Genomic DNA, 17,585 nt, shown 5'->3' on the forward strand with positions numbered 1-17,585 from the left:
CTATGCTCACTTTGGTCCGCCGCGGGTGGCTCACTTTGACCCGCCGAAGGTGGTATACTATGCCCGTTTTTTGCACTTAATAGGATAAGTGCCGAAAGAATAAATACTAACAACCATTTGGGAATTAGCTTTGCCCGTTTTAGCTTTTTATCGATTTCTCTCAATATTAGTTGACTTTCTGAATGGATTATTTCCTGCTTTTTCAGATTCTCTTTCAAGTGCCACTCCATATTTGAGGTGTCCGCTTTCACTTTTATCTCATTTAGGCTTTTTGATAAAACTTCTAACTTTTCGATTGACTTTTGGAACCCGTTTATTTCGTCCATAAACAGCTCCATGATATCGTCCATTTTTTTCATAATGTTCCTAGTTTAAATTCCCATCCCTTGATCAATGGTTCTTTTGATAGCCTTCTTTATTATTCGTTTCGCTATAGCTGTTACCATATTGGAGCTCAGTTCTACAGCCTTTCCTGCGAGCTTTACCGTAGGTGTTTTTTGTTGTGCTATTCCCTTGTTCATATTGTCCGTGATTTGAGAGATTAGCTTTCCTCCGGACATTGAGCGGTGTACTTCACTTCCCTTCAAATTCTGTCCTTTGTACTCAAATCGAAAGCCTTGAAGTTTATTCTGTTTGTTAATGCTTGGTATTACCCTGATGCCCTTGTCCTTCATCAGCTTGATATAGGTGTCCAAACTTTTTGGTCTTTCGATTTTCATGATGTTCTCATGAATCTTTTTCACTTCATTCCTGATTTCTTTGATTCGTTCAAGTCTTTGGTTTTGGATATCCCTTGCATTGGTAAGCCCCATTTCCTTTGCTACCTCATAGGCCCTCTGTTGGCTTTTCTTTCCGATAAAACTGTCATTGTATGCCTTTCCATCAAATCCTATCCTATTTACATACAAATGGATATGGGTATGTTCTTTATCTCTATGAACAAAGGCAATGGCCTGTCTTTCTTTTAAGTCCATTGCTTTAAGGAACTTTTTAGTGAGTTCCTTTAGTTCTTGTTTGGACAGTTTTTTTCCATCATCGATACTAGGGCTCAGCACAAAACTTAAAGTATTCTTTTGTGTTCTTTGGTTTTGTGACTGAATGATTTTGAACTCTTCGGTTATCTCTTTTGGGTTCTCCCCGGCCAGATGTTGGCTATGGATAATCTCCGCATCTTTTTCTTGGTTCCACCCATAGGAGATGGAAGCCTGGGTATGTGATATGGATTTACCCTTTCCTATCATTTATTGAAGTTGTATAGATGTTTTCTAATCTCATCAGCTAACTGTTCCACTTCTTTGGAAAGCCTTGGGTCCCTTTTCTTGAACATATTGCTTATGCGTTTAAAGTTGTTCTTGTATTTGACAAGCAGGGAATAATGTTCCAACTGTTCTGGGGTCAATCGTTCGATGATGTTATGGCCAAATGCTGAACTACGGCAATATTCGGATAGGGAGAGTCCTGCCCTTTTGGCTTTGAGCTTGAGCATTTTCTTTTCATAGATGCTACACCGGAACTGGATGAACTCCCTTTTCATTTTCCTTTTTTTCTTTTGCGACCTTCGGGAGAAAAAGCAAGATTGTCATGACAATGACACATCTTGAATTGCCTGCCCGTTTGAATCCTTCTGATTGTCAATTAGCCATTCGTTCATATCCTTAAACCCCTTGTACAGTACTGATTTGTCCTTACAGTTTTTTGATTGCTCCAACAGCTTTTGAGCGGTTCTTCTTCCGTTTCCATCGTTGTCCAAATAAAGGTCAATGTTGACATAATCGGATATGGTTTTCATAGCCTTTTGAATAAAGGCCGTGGAGTTCAATACCAAAAAATCATATTCTATTGCTAGGTTAGTATCGTTTTCCAAAAGGGATAATAGGTCGAACATCCCTTCGGTAATAATGAGCTTTTCATTTCCATTTTTGATATGGGTGATGTCCTTTGGTGAACTGGAATTCTTTACATACTTATTCCGCAGTTCCCAGCCTCCTGAGACATTCTTTAACCCTACGGCAAAATACGTTTTGCCCTTGAATCGATAATGGACTTCCTTGATGATGTCCCTAGCTGTCGGTATTGAAATCTTCCGCGATTTCAGATATGCTTTTAGAGCAAAGTGGGTCAATGGTTTAATCTCCCCTACTGCTATTCTTTCATCGTTTTCTTCTTTTTCATGGACCGGTAGCTGATGAAAAGAAAAAGCCATCTGCTCATCTTCGATTACCTTTAAAGCTTCCTTTACAGTTGATTTGGTGATTTGGCAAATAAGATCAATAACATTGCCCCCTTTGCCCGCTCCGTGGTCGTACCATCTATTAAGTTTCTTGGATACCTTGAAAGAGGCTTGGGTTTCTGAGCGGAACGGACTCAGGAACCAAGCTTCTTTTTCGTTTATCCTGGTCGGAAAGTGCCCGAGTTTTGCCAGTGCCCTTTCGATGGGAAAGGCTCGGGCTCTTTCACACGATAATCCTTTTGTTCTTTCTTTTTTCATAAGCCAAATAGTTTTGGGCAATTTTTTGATGATTTGATGATAATCTCTTCTATCGTCAATGTTTACTTAGGTTTCTTCATCATCAAATTCTTCATCGTTTCATCGTTTTCATATTTTTTCTCCAGTTCCCTGTCATCGTTTTTTATTTTGATGAACAAATGATGCTATAATGATGACAGCCTAAGCATCGACTGGCATTGGTAAAAGTTCAATCCGTCATCGTTTCATCAAAATTTTCCGTTAAAAAGGATTTTTCCACCGTAAAGTAGCGTCCCTTGGCGTCCAATAACTGCATGGAGGCATCCTGCCAGATGACCAGTTTTTGATAACTGTGGGAGTTGTCCTTGTTCTCTAGTTTCCAATCTCTTTTCAGTAACCTTCTAAGCTGTGTCAAATCTGTTTTTATTCGTGTCCTATTCAAAAGCTGTAATGCATCCAGAGGGCAAAGGTGTATTTCTGATATATCAAACTGTTCCATGGCACCCAAGAGGATTGTGGCAAGTTCCTTTTCCACCCGGTTCCGGTTGTTCTGCACCAGCCTTGCCAAAGCAGGGGTTCTAATCTGTTTAGGCGAGAACCACATCCTAGTGGTGTGTGCCGTATATAGCTTGCGCTGCTTTAGATAGAACATAAAGGCAGGTATTTCGGATACGAGTTGTTGAAGGAAATCCGTTTTCTCTTTAGTGAGCACTGGTATCTTCAGTACCCAAAAACGGGTCTCGTTCCCATCTATTTTGATAAAGTTGTCCTCATTGTTGCTGCACAGGATAAACTTACCAAAGAACTCCACCTCACGCTTGTCCTTTCCCTTTGCCTCCAGTTTATTGATATTAGTGGTACTCAGATATTTGATGCGCTCGGTAAGTTCTTCCTTGTTGAATAGTACTTCGTCGATGCAGATGAGCAGCTTGTTCGCCCAATCCGCATTGAACTGGCTGCTGAAACTGTCATTGGTCAAATAGGTCAGGTTGTTTTCGAAGATGGCCTTCAACCATTTTAAAAAAGTGCTCTTGCCCGTGGAACGTTCCTTGGAGACCAGGCAGAGAATGGGCAGTACCTGTACGGGTTTTGTATACAGTAATTGCAGGTAGTCCAATCCCAGTTCATAGTGCTTCCCGAATATGTGTTCGACGAAACCCAATGAGGTTTGGTATTCCCCTTCTTTGGGGATTGCCGGTAATGGGGAATAGGTATTGTAGAACCCTTTGTATTCCTGTTTGAAGTCGATATGGCTCGGGATACAGGTAAAGCCATCGTACTTGGGCACCTTACTCAGGTAATCCTTCCCATGGTCCTGGCGAATGGTCTCGATGTTCCAGTGTACCAGGATTTCATTAAAATGCCCCGCGATTGTCGGCGCTTGTACCAGTTTGTAATACGAAGTGCCCACCCTTAAATAAGGAATTGATTTCATATGATAAGGTTTTAGAAGCCAAAGGTGATTCCAGAGGCATACTGTGAATGGACAAAAATCCAGGGTTGGTATTGCCTAACGAACTGGTTCCGCTATAGTTTCGATTTCAGGAATAGGTTTCCTTTCGTTTTGGAGCAGCCAATCGACAATTTTCTTCCTTTCGAAAAAAATTAGTTTCCCGTTGGGTTTGGAGTGCGGGATATGCCCCGCGGCGGTAAGTTTGTACAGATAACTTCTGGATATACCGGTATACTCACAGGTTTCCTCAAAGGTGAGTACCTCTTTATTGGCAATCAACAGTCTTTCCAAACGGTCGAACCGTTCGAGTATTAAAAAATTGTCCATTTTGTTTCTTTTTTAGATTAAAAAATGAACAAAAGCGCTTTTGTTTTCTTTCTATAAAGTGATATTATAAATGTATGATAAAAAGCAAATGAAGTAATAAACGATAACAAATAGTTATTCACAAATAATTGATAAACAGTAAGTTATGTTATATTGGTTTAAATTTAATAGAGTTGAAGAGCTCTTGATTTTATTTGGTTTCATTTGATACTAAACGGAACTGTTCTTAATATAGCCAAATTCCTGATTTGCTCTAAAAAAACAGGGTTATCAACAACTAAAACTGAAGAAATGTGAAAATAGGCAATTTAAAAAGGTAGATTTTCATGTTTTCATGTTTCTAGTTTTAATACCTCTGGCAGTAAGCTAAACATTTTTTTAGAAAAATACTGTCTTGAAAATCGTTCGTTTTACCAGGCAACTGGTATTATAGAGAATAAAGATAAACATTATACAATTTTGACTAAGTTTATAAGGAGTAACTTTCACATATGACCTCAAAAAACATCATTTTTTTTATTCTTCTAGTATCGTTGGTTTTTTCTTGTAAGAAAAGTGAAAAGGACAACACCATTCGTATTGCTTTTTCACAATGTTTGAGTGACCATCCTTGGCGTGATGCTATGAACGAATCAATGAAGATAAAAGCTTCTCTTTATCCTGAAGTACAATTGACAATTTATGAGGCCAAAAATGATATTCAGCAGCAAATTAGTCATGTTGAATTAATGATTAAAAATGGCGTAGACGCAATTATAATTTCTCCGTTAGATCCAAATGCAATAGCTGCTTCTATCGAAAAAGCGTACGATAAAGGAATTCCGATAATTGTTTTAGATCGTAAAGTCAATACTGGAAAATACACAGCTTTTATTGGGGCCGATAACTTAGAGGTAGGAAGAAATGCTGGTAGGTATATAGCTTCAACAACTCAAGAAAATAGCAATGTCATTGAATTAAGAGGTTCAGATGTATCGTCACCAGTTAACGAGAGAAGTCAAGGCTTCAGGCAAATTATTGATACCCTTAGAAGGGTCACACTATTAGCCAGAATGAAGGGTATTGATCGTGGTGTACACAAAGAAAAATTTAAGGAACTACTTGATTCTCTTAAAAAAGAAAAAGTTGATTATGTGTACGCTTTTAATGATGAAATGGCTTTACAAGCTTGGGAAGTCGCGAGGGACATAGGTCGTGAAAAGGAAATAAAATTTATTGGTGTAGATGGTTTGGCAGGTGGAGATGGCGGCATTGAATCAGTCCTTAGGGGTATTTTGGAGGCCACAATACTCTATCCGACGGGCGGTGCTGAGGCCATTGAAGTTGCTGTAAAAGCGATAAACGGTGAAAATGTTCAAAAAAACAATAAGTTGAACACTACGGTAATAGACCGCTTCAATGCGGACATCATGAAGAACCAATTTGATAAGATAAACGACCAACAGAAAGATCTTGAAAATCAGATTGCGGCCATAACATATCAAGAAGAACGCTATGCTGCCCAAAATAATCTGCTTAGACTCATGATGGTACTTTCTGCAGTTATTCTTAGTCTGACTGCTTATAGTATATATTCAATGGTTACTATAAGGAAAAAGAAAAGAGAACTAGAACTAACCAACGAACAGGTAACAATCCAAAAAAACCAAATCTCAAAGTTCGCAAAAGAATTAGAGGTTAGCAATGAGGCCAAAGTAAATTTCTTTACAGGATTATCACACGAATTCAAAACTCCCATCACCTTGATTTTAAGCTCAATAGAATCAATAGGTGAGAATGCCAAGGTAAAAGGAATACAGATTTTGAGCGAGGTAGAGCTTATTTACAACAATTCTAATAGGCTGCTTCGCTTGATTAATAATCTTTTGGATTTCAGAAAAGTTGAGGATCGAAAATTTAATCTAAGAGCTTCAAAAACAAATTTGCTCGCTTTTTCTAACAGTATTTTCAATGATTTCAAAAGAGAAGCCAAGCGAAGGAATATTTCTTTTGGTTTGAGTACCAATAATGATGACTTGGATATATACATCGACCGTAATTTGATAGATAAGGTTTATTTCAATATTCTTTCCAACGCCTTTAAGTTCACACCTGACAATGGTAAGATTCATATTACTATTAATGACCATCAAGAAAGCAACAAGGTATCTATCCATTTTAAAGACTCCGGAATCGGGATACCACAGAACGAAATAAAAAATGTTTTTCAGCCATTTTTTAAAGGTTCCAATAACCGAAAGAATAGTTCAGGTATTGGCCTTCATTTATGTAAAGAATTTGTTACCCTGCACAAAGGGGAAATAAAGGTGTCTTCAATTCATGGTACGGAATTTATTGTTACCCTATATAAAGGCAGTGCTCATTTTAGCGATGATGAAATAACCGTTGAACCAGATTTGATAGGTGCAGACCATATGGATTTTATGTTAAATTCCATGGAAAAGGAAGATTATTTGATCGAGCAATCCCAAGAAGGGGAAGAAAAATATAGTGTGCTAATAATAGAAGACAACAGGGAACTCTCTGCCTTTTTAGGAAATAAATTAAGACAAGAATATAAGATTTACATATCAGATGGAACAGATGCCATAGATAAAGCCCTAGAAACCATACCGGATATTATCATCTGTGATATTATGCTGCCAGATAAAAGCGGTTTTGAAATTTGTGAAATTTTGAAGCAAGATTTACGCACATCACATATTCCAATTATTGTATTGACTGCTTTAGGTAATAAAGAATCCTATATGAAAGGGTTAAAATCGGGAGCTGATCTGTACTTAACTAAACCGTTTAGCTATTCAATTTTGGTGCAATCGATTAAAACACTTTTATATAACAGGGAAAAACTACGTGTGTATTTTACACATAACATTCACAAAATTGACCATTTTGAAACCTTTGGTAATTTAGAGCAAGAATTTGTACAAGGTTTGAATAAGCAAATACATGACAATTTAGATAATAATGATTTCTCCGTTGAACAATTGGCTGAAAGCCTTAATCTTTCACGTGTTCAGCTTTATAGAAAGGTAAAAGCTATGTTGGGAATAAGTGTAAGCGACTATATCAACAACTTCAAATTAGAAAAAGCCAAGGGACTGCTTGATAATACCTCGTTAAGTATTTCAGAAATTGCGTATAGTATTGGTTTCTCTACGCCCAATTATTTTTCAACTGCCTTCAAAAATAAATATGGGGTTTCCCCAATGGCACATCGAAAATCGCTGTAGATTCCGTCAGTAGTATTTATTCCTTAAATAGGTATCAATTTTAGAGATTGATGTAACCATTTTATATCTACTAACTTTTCAGTTTAATAGATATTTTATTTAAGACACTGATATTTAGGTATTTAAATTGTAAATCCTTTTCTCTTAACGAAACCATAACATATTGCAACATCATCAGTATTAAGTCCATTATTTTGAGAATATCTTAGCACTTAGACGACTTAATTACGAAAATGAAAAAAATATTAGTTTGGTCAATCACGGCAGCACTGGCCGGGTTTCTGTTTGGCTTCGATACTGTAGTTATCTCTGGAGCTGAGAAAAAACTGCAATCATTATGGGAATCTTCAGATGTATTTCATGGTACGGTTGTTATTGGAATGGCATTATGGGGAACTGTAGTTGGTGCCATGCTGGGAGGTATCCCTACCAATAAACTGGGCCGAAAAAAAACATTGATTTGGATTGGAATTCTTTACACCATTTCTGCAGTGGGTTCAGCCATGGCAAATGATCCCTACACTTTTGCGGCATTCAGATTTATTGGTGGATTGGGAGTGGGAGCTTCAACCATTGCCGCACCAGCCTACATATCCGAAATAGCTCCACCAAAAGACCGCGGAAGATTGGTAGGTCTTTACCAATTTAATATAGTACTTGGAATCCTGGTAGCTTTTCTTTCAAACTACTTATTGAGTGGTATTGGTGAAAGTGCATGGCGTTGGATGGTTGGGGTTGAAGCCATACCCGCGTTTATCTACACAATATTCGCACTCAGCCTTCCTAAGAGTCCCAGATGGCTTTTGACCAAATCAAGAAATGACGAAGCGGGCAAAGTGCTTAAACTTATAGACCCTGAAAAAGATGTCGAAAAACTGATGCTTGAAATTCAAGAAGAAAGTAAAGGGGCATCTTCAGGAGAAAATATTTTTATAAAAAAATATCGCTTTCCACTGCTACTTGCCTTTTTAATTGCTTTTTTTAATCAATTATCCGGCATAAATGCATTTCTCTACTATGCACCTAGAATCCTTATTGAATCGGGTCTTGAAGAAAGTTCAGCGCTTATAGGTAGTATTGGTGTAGGCTTGGCAAACCTAATTTTCACGCTGATCGGAATCAATCTTATCGATAGACTGGGTAGAAAACAACTTATGTACTATGGCTCAATAGGCTATATAGTTTCGCTTACCTTGGTTTCATGTGCCTTCTTTTTTAACTGGGGAGGGTTGACCATGCCAATATTACTTTTCATGTTCATTGGCGCACATGCCATCGGTCAAGGCACTGTTATATGGGTTTTTATTTCTGAGATTTTTCCAAACCATTTAAGAAGTTCAGGCCAGTCATTTGGTTGTTCTGTTCATTGGATTCTAGCAGCAGTGGTACCTTCTTTGGTCCCGGTTCTTTTTACTGCCATTGGCCCAGGGACAGTTTTCGCCTTCTTTGCTTTTATGATGGTATTGCAATTGCTGTTCGTCGCATTTATGATGCCTGAAACTAAGGGAATTTCATTGGAAGAACTCAGCAAAAAACTAGTAAAATCCAAAAAACCAAAGGTCGCAGGATTATAAAAACGATTCAAACGGGAAAACATATTGTCCGCCATAAAAAATAAAAAGATGCAAACACAAAAAATAAAATCAATGCTCCTACAAATTGGAAAATATGCTCTGCCTATCATCGTGTTTTGCGTGGTAACGGCTTGCAAGAACAAGAACACTTACTCTGAATCTGACCAAAAAATTGCGGATGAATCCACTGAAGAAGAATTGTATCGGCCCAACTTTCATTTTACTCCTAAAGAAAACTGGATAAACGACCCCAATGGTATGTTTTTCTACAATGGGTATTACCACCTGTACTTTCAATATCACCCTGAAGGAAATAAATGGGGGCCAATGCATTGGGGACATGCCATCAGCACTGATATGATTACATGGCGTGAGCAACCGATTGCTCTTTATCCTGACGAATTGGGCTATATTTTCTCAGGAAGTGCCGTAGTGGACGTGAACAATACTTCAGGATTTGGAAAAGAAGGCCAATCACCAGTGGTTGCAATTTATACAAGCCATGACCCCCAGAAGGCAAAGAACGAAAGAATCGATGTGGAGACACAGAGTATTGCCTATTCCTTTGATGAGGGATTAACTTGGAATAAGTATGAAGTCAATCCGGTTATCGAAAACCCTAATCTTCGAGATTTTAGGGACCCCAAAGTTATTTGGGATGTCGACAATAATCAATGGGTTTTAACCCTAGCCGCTGGACAAAAAACGATGTTCTATACCTCAAATAATCTAAAAGAATGGAATCTGGCGTCAGAGTTTGGTGATGGATTAGGAAACCATGAAGGTGTTTGGGAGTGTCCTGATCTTTTTCCAATGCAGGTCGAGGATTCTGATGAGATCAAATGGGTTCATATTGTAAGTATTGGCTCAGGTGGCCCCAACGGTGGTAGCGCAACACAGTATTTCGTTGGCGATTTTGATGGGCAAAACTTTATCGTTGACCCCGAATTTGCCATGGCAATGAATAAAGAGCATGATTTCTGGGTTGATTTTGGAAAGGATAACTACGCGGGGGTCACATGGTCGAATATTCCTGATAGTGATGGAAGAAGACTTTTCATAAGCTGGATGTCGAACTGGCAATACGCAAATGAGGTTCCTACAGAGAAATGGCGAGGTAGCATGACTATAGCCAGAGAGTTAAAATTGACCAAAGAAGACACCTACCGGCTAAAAGTTCTTCCAGTACGGGAAGCGCAAAACTACAGAACAGTCAAATTCAAAGATGAAAGTGTTCATGTTGCTAATAGTACCAAACTGATTGATTCTAAAAAAATTGACTTAACAAAATCTGAGGTCAACTTAGAAATTTCCGATGTTAACGGAAAATCGTTCTCGCTGATATTAAGAAATAACAAAAATGAGAAGCTCCTCTTTGGATATGATGCAAGTAAAAAGGCTTTTTACATTGATAGAGGTCAATCCGGAAAAGTAGGATTTTCAGAAGACTTTGGTGATAAAACCTCATGGGCACCGAGAATTTCTGAAGAAGAAAAACTGACCTTAAAAATACTATTGGACAAAACCTCCATCGAGCTATTTTTTGATGAAGGAAGAACGGTAATGACGGAGATATTTTTTCCCTCTGAACCTTTTAATTCGTTGACAATAGAAACTGAAAATCAAGATTTAATGCTTGACTCAATTGAAATACATGAACTAAAAAATTAACTAAAACTCTCTATCATGAAATTGAAACTTTTATTATTTCTATTAATGATGGTTCCGACCAGTTTCTTACTGGCACAAGGAACTGTCACTGGTACGGTTACATCGCAAGACGATGGCATGCCGTTGCCCGGTGCATCGGTAATTGTTGTGGGGACCACCAATGGCACCCAAACTGATTTTGATGGCAACTACACACTTGATAATGTACCCTCAGACGCTACCTTAAGATTTAGCTATGTCGGTTTTTTAGCGACGGATGTTGCCGTTAACGGTCAGAGTACTATTAGCGTAGTGCTTCAGGTTGATGCGCAACAACTAGATGAAGTTGTAATCACGGGTTATACCGCAGAGCGTAAAGTAGACCTGACAGGGGCAATTACAGTAGTTGATATTGCACCCATAGAAGGTCAGAGTTTAAGCTCAGGTAGTCCGATTCAAGCATTGCAAGGTAGGGTTCCAGGACTTTTCATTGAAAAATCAGGCGACCCAACAGGTACCGCTAGCAGAATCCTTATTCGCGGTGCAACAACATTGGGCAACAATGATCCTTTATATGTTATAGATGGTGTTCCGACCGTAAGGCCAGAAGTATTAGCCAGCATCAACCCCAGCACTATCTCATCAGTTCAAGTCTTAAAAGATGCATCAGCTTCTTCTTTGTATGGAGCGCGAGCAGGTAATGGTGTCATCATTGTAACCACAAAGAACAGGGCTAATGCTGCTGGTGGTGAAAAATTTAGTGTAAGCATCAATTCAAATGTTTCCGTTCTTTCTGAAAAACAACAGCGATATGATATGTTGAACGCTGTACAACGGGGGGAGGCATTGTGGCAAGCTTCGGTAAACGATGGTGCTGATCCAACTGGAGGGTATGGAGAAATCTATAATTTTGATTGGAACAATGATTTTAATAATCCTGTTCTAAATAGTGTCACCATTCAACCTTTCGTTGGCGGAGATTCCAACGTACCTGCTGGCGATACCGATTGGCAAGATGAAACCTATGAAACCGGTTATGTATTCAATAACGAATTAACGGTCTCGGGTGGTACCGATAACTCTTTTCACCTTATTAATATTGGGCATTTAAAGAATACGGGGATATTGAAGTTTACTGACTATGAAAGGTATACAGCAAAACTAAATTCAAATTTCAACCTTTTTGATAACAAGGTTAGATTTGGAATAAACACTCAAATCTCCACTTCAGATGAGACTTTGGCATCTCCGGATGTCGGTAGTGCTCCAGTACCCAGCTTGGCCATTACATTGGCCCCTACGCTGCCCGTTTTTGACGCCAATGGTGAATTTGCCGGTCCGTTGGGAGCAGGTTATTCCGATAGGAACAACCCCGTACTGATGCAGTCAATTAATAGTGATGACAATACTGATCGTACTACTATTTTTGGGAATGTTTATGCCGAAGTAGATATTATCGATAATCTAACCTTTAGAACAAGTATTGGTTTGGACTATGGTGATTTCAAAAGAAGGGATATCGAGCGTAGAGTAAGTAATGGTTTCATTACAAGAAGTAACAACCGCTTAATTGAGGATACCAACAAATTCACAAGTGTTGCCTTTACCAATACATTGAAATATGATCTGGAATTGGGCGACCATCGCTTTGGTTTTTTAGTAGGCACTGAGTCTATAAAGGATGATTTTTCAAGTGTTCTTGCACAGGCTGATGGCTTTGCGGTAGAAAACGAATCGTTCTTTCAGTTGGATGCAGCAACAGGCGCAAGAACAAATACGGGTTCATCAACAGGTAGTAGATTGCTTTCGCAATTTGGCAAAATCAATTATGCGTTTAGTGATCGGTACTTAGCGTCTTTTACATTACGCCGTGATGGTTCTTCCAGATTTGGCCCCGATAATAGGTATGGTGTTTTTCCTGCAGGAACCCTAGGTTGGAGAATCAGTAATGAAGATTTTTGGAAAGAAAACGATGTTGTCAACAGCTTAAAATTCAGAGCAGGTTATGGTGAGGTAGGTAACCAGTCTATTGGTGATGTTGCTAGGTTTGGATTGTTTGAATCAAGATATGGACCAAACCAAGTACAGGCAACTGGAGATACCTTTTTCTTTAATACTTTTTATAATGTGGGTACCGCTTATGACTTGAATGGTGCCGATACAGGTAATCTACCCTCAGGTTTTGTTTCTATACAAGCTGCGAACTCAGAATTAAAATGGGAGACCACAAAGGAGCTGAACTTAGGGGTTGATTTCGCAATGTTCAATAACTCTTTGATAGGTTCCTTCGATTATTTTACAAGAGAAACCAGCGATATTTTGACAACGCCTCCAATTGCCTCGGTTATAGGCGAAGGTCAGTTGAGAACACTTAATGGTGCAACTACAGAAACAAAAGGTTGGGAGCTGTATTTGCAGTATTCAAAATCATTTGACAATGGTCTTTCTTTTACAGTTGCCACCAATTTTGGGGCTTTTAAGGATGAAATTACGGAACTGCCTGATGAGGTTGTTTCCTCATTTCCTGGTACGGTGGACAATTCGATTATTGGAAAGTCGCAATTTTCAATTTTTGGTTATAGAACAGATGGCTTGTTTCAAAGTCAAGCAGATGTCGATGCCAGTGCTTCTCAGGTTGGGGCAAGACCCGGAGGTCTTAAATTTCAAGATTTAAATAATGACGGGGTAATCGATGCAGATGATAGAGATTTCATAGGTACTACACTTCCTGATTTGGAATATGGTATTCGATTGAATGTCAATTATAAAAATTGGGATTTTTCAGCATTCGGTTCGGGAGTTGCTGGAAGAATCGGTCAGGATCCTTACATTTTTTGGAACAATTTTGTTCAGGGTAGAGAAAATGCAGGATTGGGAGTTTTAAACGCTTGGACACCAACAAACACAAATACAGACATTCCTTCATTATCATTGGCATTCAATGATTTAAGGACTTCAGATTATCTTTTTAGAAAGAACTCTTATTTTAAGTTGAGAAATCTTCAAATAGGATATTCCCTTCCCGATAATTTGATTAGCAAATTGGGGCCAATGACTGGTTTTCGGGTATATCTGCAGGGTGAAAATTTGTTTTGGATAACACCAGATGACTATATAGGCTCAGACCCTGAGCGTACCGATGTGAACAGAATTCCAGTACCAACGGTATATTCTGTGGGACTTAACTTAAACTTTTAAAAATTGCAAATCATGAAAAATAATAAATTATTCTTTTTAGGAATTTTTGCCTCTTTACTTTTTGTGGCTTGTTCCGAAGACTTTTTAGATTACGAACCTGAAGGGGTTTTGTCCAATGAAAATGTGGCAACTGCCGAAAATGCAGAAGCCTTGGTTGTAGCAGCTTACGCTGGTATTGCAAATGATGATATGGTTGGGCCATTGACCCATATGTGGGCCTTTGGCAGTGTTAGATCTGATGACTCTTACAAAGGAGGTGGTGGTAGAGGTGATGTTGATATTGTTGACCGTTATGAACAATACAATCTTACCGTGGCAGATGATCCATTGGATTGGTTTGGTCCTAGAACGTGGACCAATTACTATGCAGCCATTTCAAGAGCCAATTTCGCCTTATCTGTTATAAACGAAATTCCGGATGCAGAATATGCCGAAAAAACCCTTAGACAAGCAGAATTAAGGTTTTTGAGGGCACATTCACATTTTGTGCTGAAATTGTTGTTTAAGAAAATTCCTTATATCACAGAAGAATTGTCACAAGAGGAAGCTGCCCAGGTAAGTAATGAGGTTGACAATGATGCCCTTTGGAATACAATTGCTGAAGATTTCCTATTTGCATACAACAACCTACCTCAGGCACAAGACCAAGTGGGTAGAGCTGATAGAAATGCTGCTGCTGCGTATTTAGCCAAACTTAGATTGTTTCAGGCATATGAGCAAAATGACCAACATCAGGTTACTAACATAAATACATCGAGACTAGAAGAGGTGATAACTTTTGCCGATGAAGTAACAGGAAGTCTGCAGCCCGATTTTGGAGAGAATTTCCTTGACGGATTTGACAACGGCCCAGAGTCTATTTGGGCAGCACAATTTTCAATTAACGATGGAACTACGGTAAGTAGGGTCAGTTTTGTTACAGGACTCAATTCGCCGCACGGTACTGGTCTTTATGGTTGCTGTGGCTTTCACCTTGCTAGTCAAAATATGGTGAATGCTTTCAAAACGGATGCCAGTGGATTGCCATTATTGGATACATTCAACGATGCTGATATATTTACCAATGTTGATGCCAATGGTGAAACTCCACCTGATGCAGGTTTGACGGTCGACCCCAGATTGGATCACACTGTAGGTATTCCAGGTCGTCCTTTTAAATACAGAAATACTGTTAATAGCCCTGGTGATATGGTCTATAATTTTAGCTGGGCAAGAGACCCTGGCGTTTATGGTTATTTTGGAAACATGAAGGAGCAACAAGCTCCCGATTGCTCATGTTATGTAAAAGAAGGTCCATTTGTGGGCACGTCAAAGAATGTTGATTTTATAAGATATGCCGATGTCTTATTAATGAAGGCAGAGGCATTGATACAATTGGATAGGCAAGATGAGGCATTACCTATTATAAACCAAATAAGGGCCAGAGCTGCAGCAAGTACCCAGAGACCGATTGATGCTGGTGCCCAGGATATCTACAATGTTGGGCAATATGCATCTTTTCCAGATCAGGCTTTTGCTTTAAAGGCATTACAGTTTGAGCGAAGATTGGAATTCGGAATGGAAGGGCATAGATGGTTTGATTTGGTACGATGGGGTATCGCTGCTGAAACTTTGAATGCGTATTTAGCAGAAGAAAGTACAAAGCGTGATTTTCTGGCCAATGCACAGTTTACCGCTGGAAGAGATGAATATTATCCAATCCCACAGAGAGAAATTGATTTTACTGGCGGGGTTTATGCACAGAATCCAGGATATTAACATGCCATTTCTATAAAAAATAGGTTAGTAGCGTAATCTATAGTTTGAGTTAGTTTAGTTAAGTGGACACGGGTTTAATAGCCCGTGTTCTTTTTAGGAGAAATTATGCAATACAAAATTCTAGGAATTGATATTGGTGGATCGGGCATCAAGGGAGCAGTTGTGAATGTCAAAACAGCTGAATTGGTATCCGAACGACTAAGAATTCCAACACCTCAACTCCCAACACCCTATGCGGTTGCCAATACGGTTCGCGATTTGATTGACAAGTTGGAATGGAAAGGTGTAGTTGGGTGTAGCTTTCCCATGGTTGTTGAAAAAGGCGAGTGTATGACCGCAGGTAACATGTCAGATGATTGGATAGGTATTCAAATAGATACTTTATTTGAATCAAAATGTCCTGATAGTAAGTTTTATTTAGGCAATGATGCTGACCTAGCAGGAATGGCCGAAGTTCAATTGGGTGCAGGCAAGGGCTTGAACGGAAAGGTTATTATGGTTACTATTGGTACAGGACTGGGGTCGGGCGTATTTTATAATGGCGTTTTGATTCCAAATATTGAATTGGGGAGGGTACTTTACAAAGATGGAAGACCTATAGAATTTTATGCCTCTGGCCGTGTAAGAAAATTAGAAAATCTTGAATTAAAAGATTGGGCTGCAAGGTTTGATTTCTTTCTAACCCATGTCAAAAGGGTGATGTCTCCTGATCATTTCGTAATTGGAGGTGGTTTAAGCAAAAAGTTTGAATTGTTCAAAGAAAATCTTTCGGTCAATATACCATTGCATCTCGCGCAATTCGGAAATAACGCAGGTATTATTGGGGCTGCCCTTCATGCCAAATCTTGTTTGGATATGACACAATAACCATTGATCGTAAAATCCATTCTTTTAAAAATGACGTTTGAATTTTCAGTTATTGAAAATGAAATACAAAATTCTATGTACAGATTTAGATGGCACATTGTTGTCAACTAAAAGTGATGTTTCAGATGTTACGATTTCTGAAATTTCACAGATAAAGCAATATCTAAAAGTAATCTTGGTATCAGCGAGAATGCCAAAAGCAATGAGATATCTACAAGAGCGATTAGGTATTCTAGATAACCCGATTATTTGTTACAATGGTGCTTTGATTTTAGATAGATTGAACTGTATTTTTTCAATAGAGTTGCCAATAGACATTGTCCAATCCGTAAATCAACTCGCCATAGCGAATGGGGTAAAACTTGGGCTTTATCATAGGGATGAATGGTATACCTCTCATAACACCGAGTGTATCCAAAAAGAAATAGAATATACTCGAATTACTCCCGTATTCAGGCCAATCAAAGAAACCATTAGTGAATGGAAAATGAGGGACATTGGAGCACACAAACTGATGCTCATGGGAGAAAAAGAAGCCTTGGACTCAATGGCTATTTCTTTCAGTGAACAATTTGATTCAAGGCTTGTTTGGTACCGCTCAAATAATACGATTCTTGAGGTGGCTCCCATAGGCACATCTAAACTCTTGGGTATTAAAAAACTATTAAAAAAAAACCAAACTCTTGATGATGTTATTTCCTTTGGAGATAATTTTAATGATATTGAAATGTTGCAAAAAGCCGGTTGTGGGGTAGCTGTTGGGAATGCTAGGCCTGAGGTAAAGACCAGTGCAGACAAAATTACTTTGAAGAATACTGATGACGGGGTTGCTCACTTTATTAGGCAACATCTTATAACTCAGAAATAAAATTAGTTTTGCTATATGGAAACATCGAAAATTGTGTTTGTGTTTTAAATTGGCCGATTTTTAAGACGCTTTTATCTAAACATAATAACTATACTTAAGAGTGTCCTTTTTTTGGTCTTTTTTAATATTCTCGTTAATTGACCTTTTATAGGACTTAGATTCCTCAATCTAATATTGAAGTTAAAGAATA

Annotated in this window: 13 protein-coding genes; 7 read left to right on the top strand and 6 right to left on the bottom strand. The window is 38.6% G+C overall.

What is annotated here, in order from left to right; translation table 11 throughout:
- The 6 genes from ACRHOZ_RS08545 to ACRHOZ_RS08570 all read right to left on the bottom strand — a co-directional run.
- Positions 1 to 359, bottom strand: a 359-nt coding sequence (locus ACRHOZ_RS08545) for a DUF6730 family protein (protein WP_431124644.1), incomplete at its 3' end; no start/stop codon positions are given.
- Positions 360 to 371: 12 nt separating this feature from the next.
- Entirely contained in the window at positions 372 to 1,241 is an 870-nt protein-coding gene (locus ACRHOZ_RS08550; protein ID WP_431124646.1) for a relaxase/mobilization nuclease domain-containing protein, read from the bottom strand.
- The gene (mbpA, locus tag ACRHOZ_RS08555) at positions 1,238 to 1,534 is read right to left on the bottom strand and encodes a mobilization protein MbpA (RefSeq protein WP_431124648.1); all 297 of its coding nucleotides are present in this window, start codon (positions 1,532 to 1,534) and stop codon (positions 1,238 to 1,240) included. Before mbpA ends, ACRHOZ_RS08550 begins: the two co-directional genes overlap by 4 nt.
- Before the next feature lie 45 nt (positions 1,535 to 1,579).
- Positions 1,580 to 2,488, bottom strand: a complete 909-nt coding sequence (locus ACRHOZ_RS08560) for a toprim domain-containing protein (protein WP_431124650.1) — start codon at positions 2,486 to 2,488, stop codon at positions 1,580 to 1,582.
- Positions 2,489 to 2,696: 208 nt separating this feature from the next.
- The gene (locus ACRHOZ_RS08565) at positions 2,697 to 3,902 is read right to left on the bottom strand and encodes a primase-helicase family protein (protein WP_431124652.1); all 1,206 of its coding nucleotides are present in this window, start codon (positions 3,900 to 3,902) and stop codon (positions 2,697 to 2,699) included.
- Between the two features lie 75 nt (positions 3,903 to 3,977).
- A complete protein-coding gene (locus tag ACRHOZ_RS08570; RefSeq protein WP_431124654.1) occupies positions 3,978 to 4,247 on the bottom strand; it encodes a helix-turn-helix domain-containing protein in 270 nt (89 codons plus the stop codon).
- A gap of 491 nt (positions 4,248 to 4,738) precedes the next feature.
- On the opposite strand from ACRHOZ_RS08570, the gene ACRHOZ_RS08575 reads away from it, so the two are divergent.
- From ACRHOZ_RS08575 to ACRHOZ_RS08605, 7 genes are all read left to right on the top strand, one after another.
- Positions 4,739 to 7,480, top strand: a complete 2,742-nt coding sequence (locus ACRHOZ_RS08575; RefSeq protein ID WP_431124656.1) for a substrate-binding domain-containing protein — start codon at positions 4,739 to 4,741, stop codon at positions 7,478 to 7,480.
- A gap of 233 nt (positions 7,481 to 7,713) precedes the next feature.
- Positions 7,714 to 9,054 carry a sugar porter family MFS transporter gene (locus tag ACRHOZ_RS08580; RefSeq protein WP_431124658.1) on the top strand — a complete coding sequence of 447 codons (1,341 nt, stop codon included), beginning with the start codon at positions 7,714 to 7,716 and terminating at the stop codon, positions 9,052 to 9,054.
- Positions 9,055 to 9,102: 48 nt separating this feature from the next.
- Positions 9,103 to 10,725: a glycoside hydrolase family 32 protein gene (locus tag ACRHOZ_RS08585; RefSeq protein WP_431124660.1), complete on the top strand. Its 1,623-nt coding sequence runs from the start codon at positions 9,103 to 9,105 to the stop codon at positions 10,723 to 10,725.
- Between the two features lie 15 nt (positions 10,726 to 10,740).
- The gene (locus tag ACRHOZ_RS08590; RefSeq protein ID WP_431124662.1) at positions 10,741 to 13,902 is read left to right on the top strand and encodes a SusC/RagA family TonB-linked outer membrane protein; all 3,162 of its coding nucleotides are present in this window, start codon (positions 10,741 to 10,743) and stop codon (positions 13,900 to 13,902) included.
- Positions 13,903 to 13,914: 12 nt separating this feature from the next.
- Positions 13,915 to 15,660, top strand: a complete 1,746-nt coding sequence (locus ACRHOZ_RS08595; RefSeq protein ID WP_431124664.1) for a RagB/SusD family nutrient uptake outer membrane protein — start codon at positions 13,915 to 13,917, stop codon at positions 15,658 to 15,660.
- A 105-nt stretch (positions 15,661 to 15,765) separates the two neighbouring features.
- The gene (gene ppgK / locus ACRHOZ_RS08600; RefSeq protein WP_431124666.1) at positions 15,766 to 16,527 is read left to right on the top strand and encodes a polyphosphate--glucose phosphotransferase; all 762 of its coding nucleotides are present in this window, start codon (positions 15,766 to 15,768) and stop codon (positions 16,525 to 16,527) included.
- A gap of 58 nt (positions 16,528 to 16,585) precedes the next feature.
- Positions 16,586 to 17,395, top strand: coding sequence for a Cof-type HAD-IIB family hydrolase (locus ACRHOZ_RS08605; protein ID WP_431124669.1), 810 nt, complete (start codon positions 16,586 to 16,588; stop codon positions 17,393 to 17,395).
- Positions 17,396 to 17,585 lie beyond the last annotated feature (190 nt).

Source organism: Flagellimonas flava (assembly GCF_050617915.1).
GTDB lineage: Bacteria > Bacteroidota > Bacteroidia > Flavobacteriales > Flavobacteriaceae > Flagellimonas > Flagellimonas flava_A.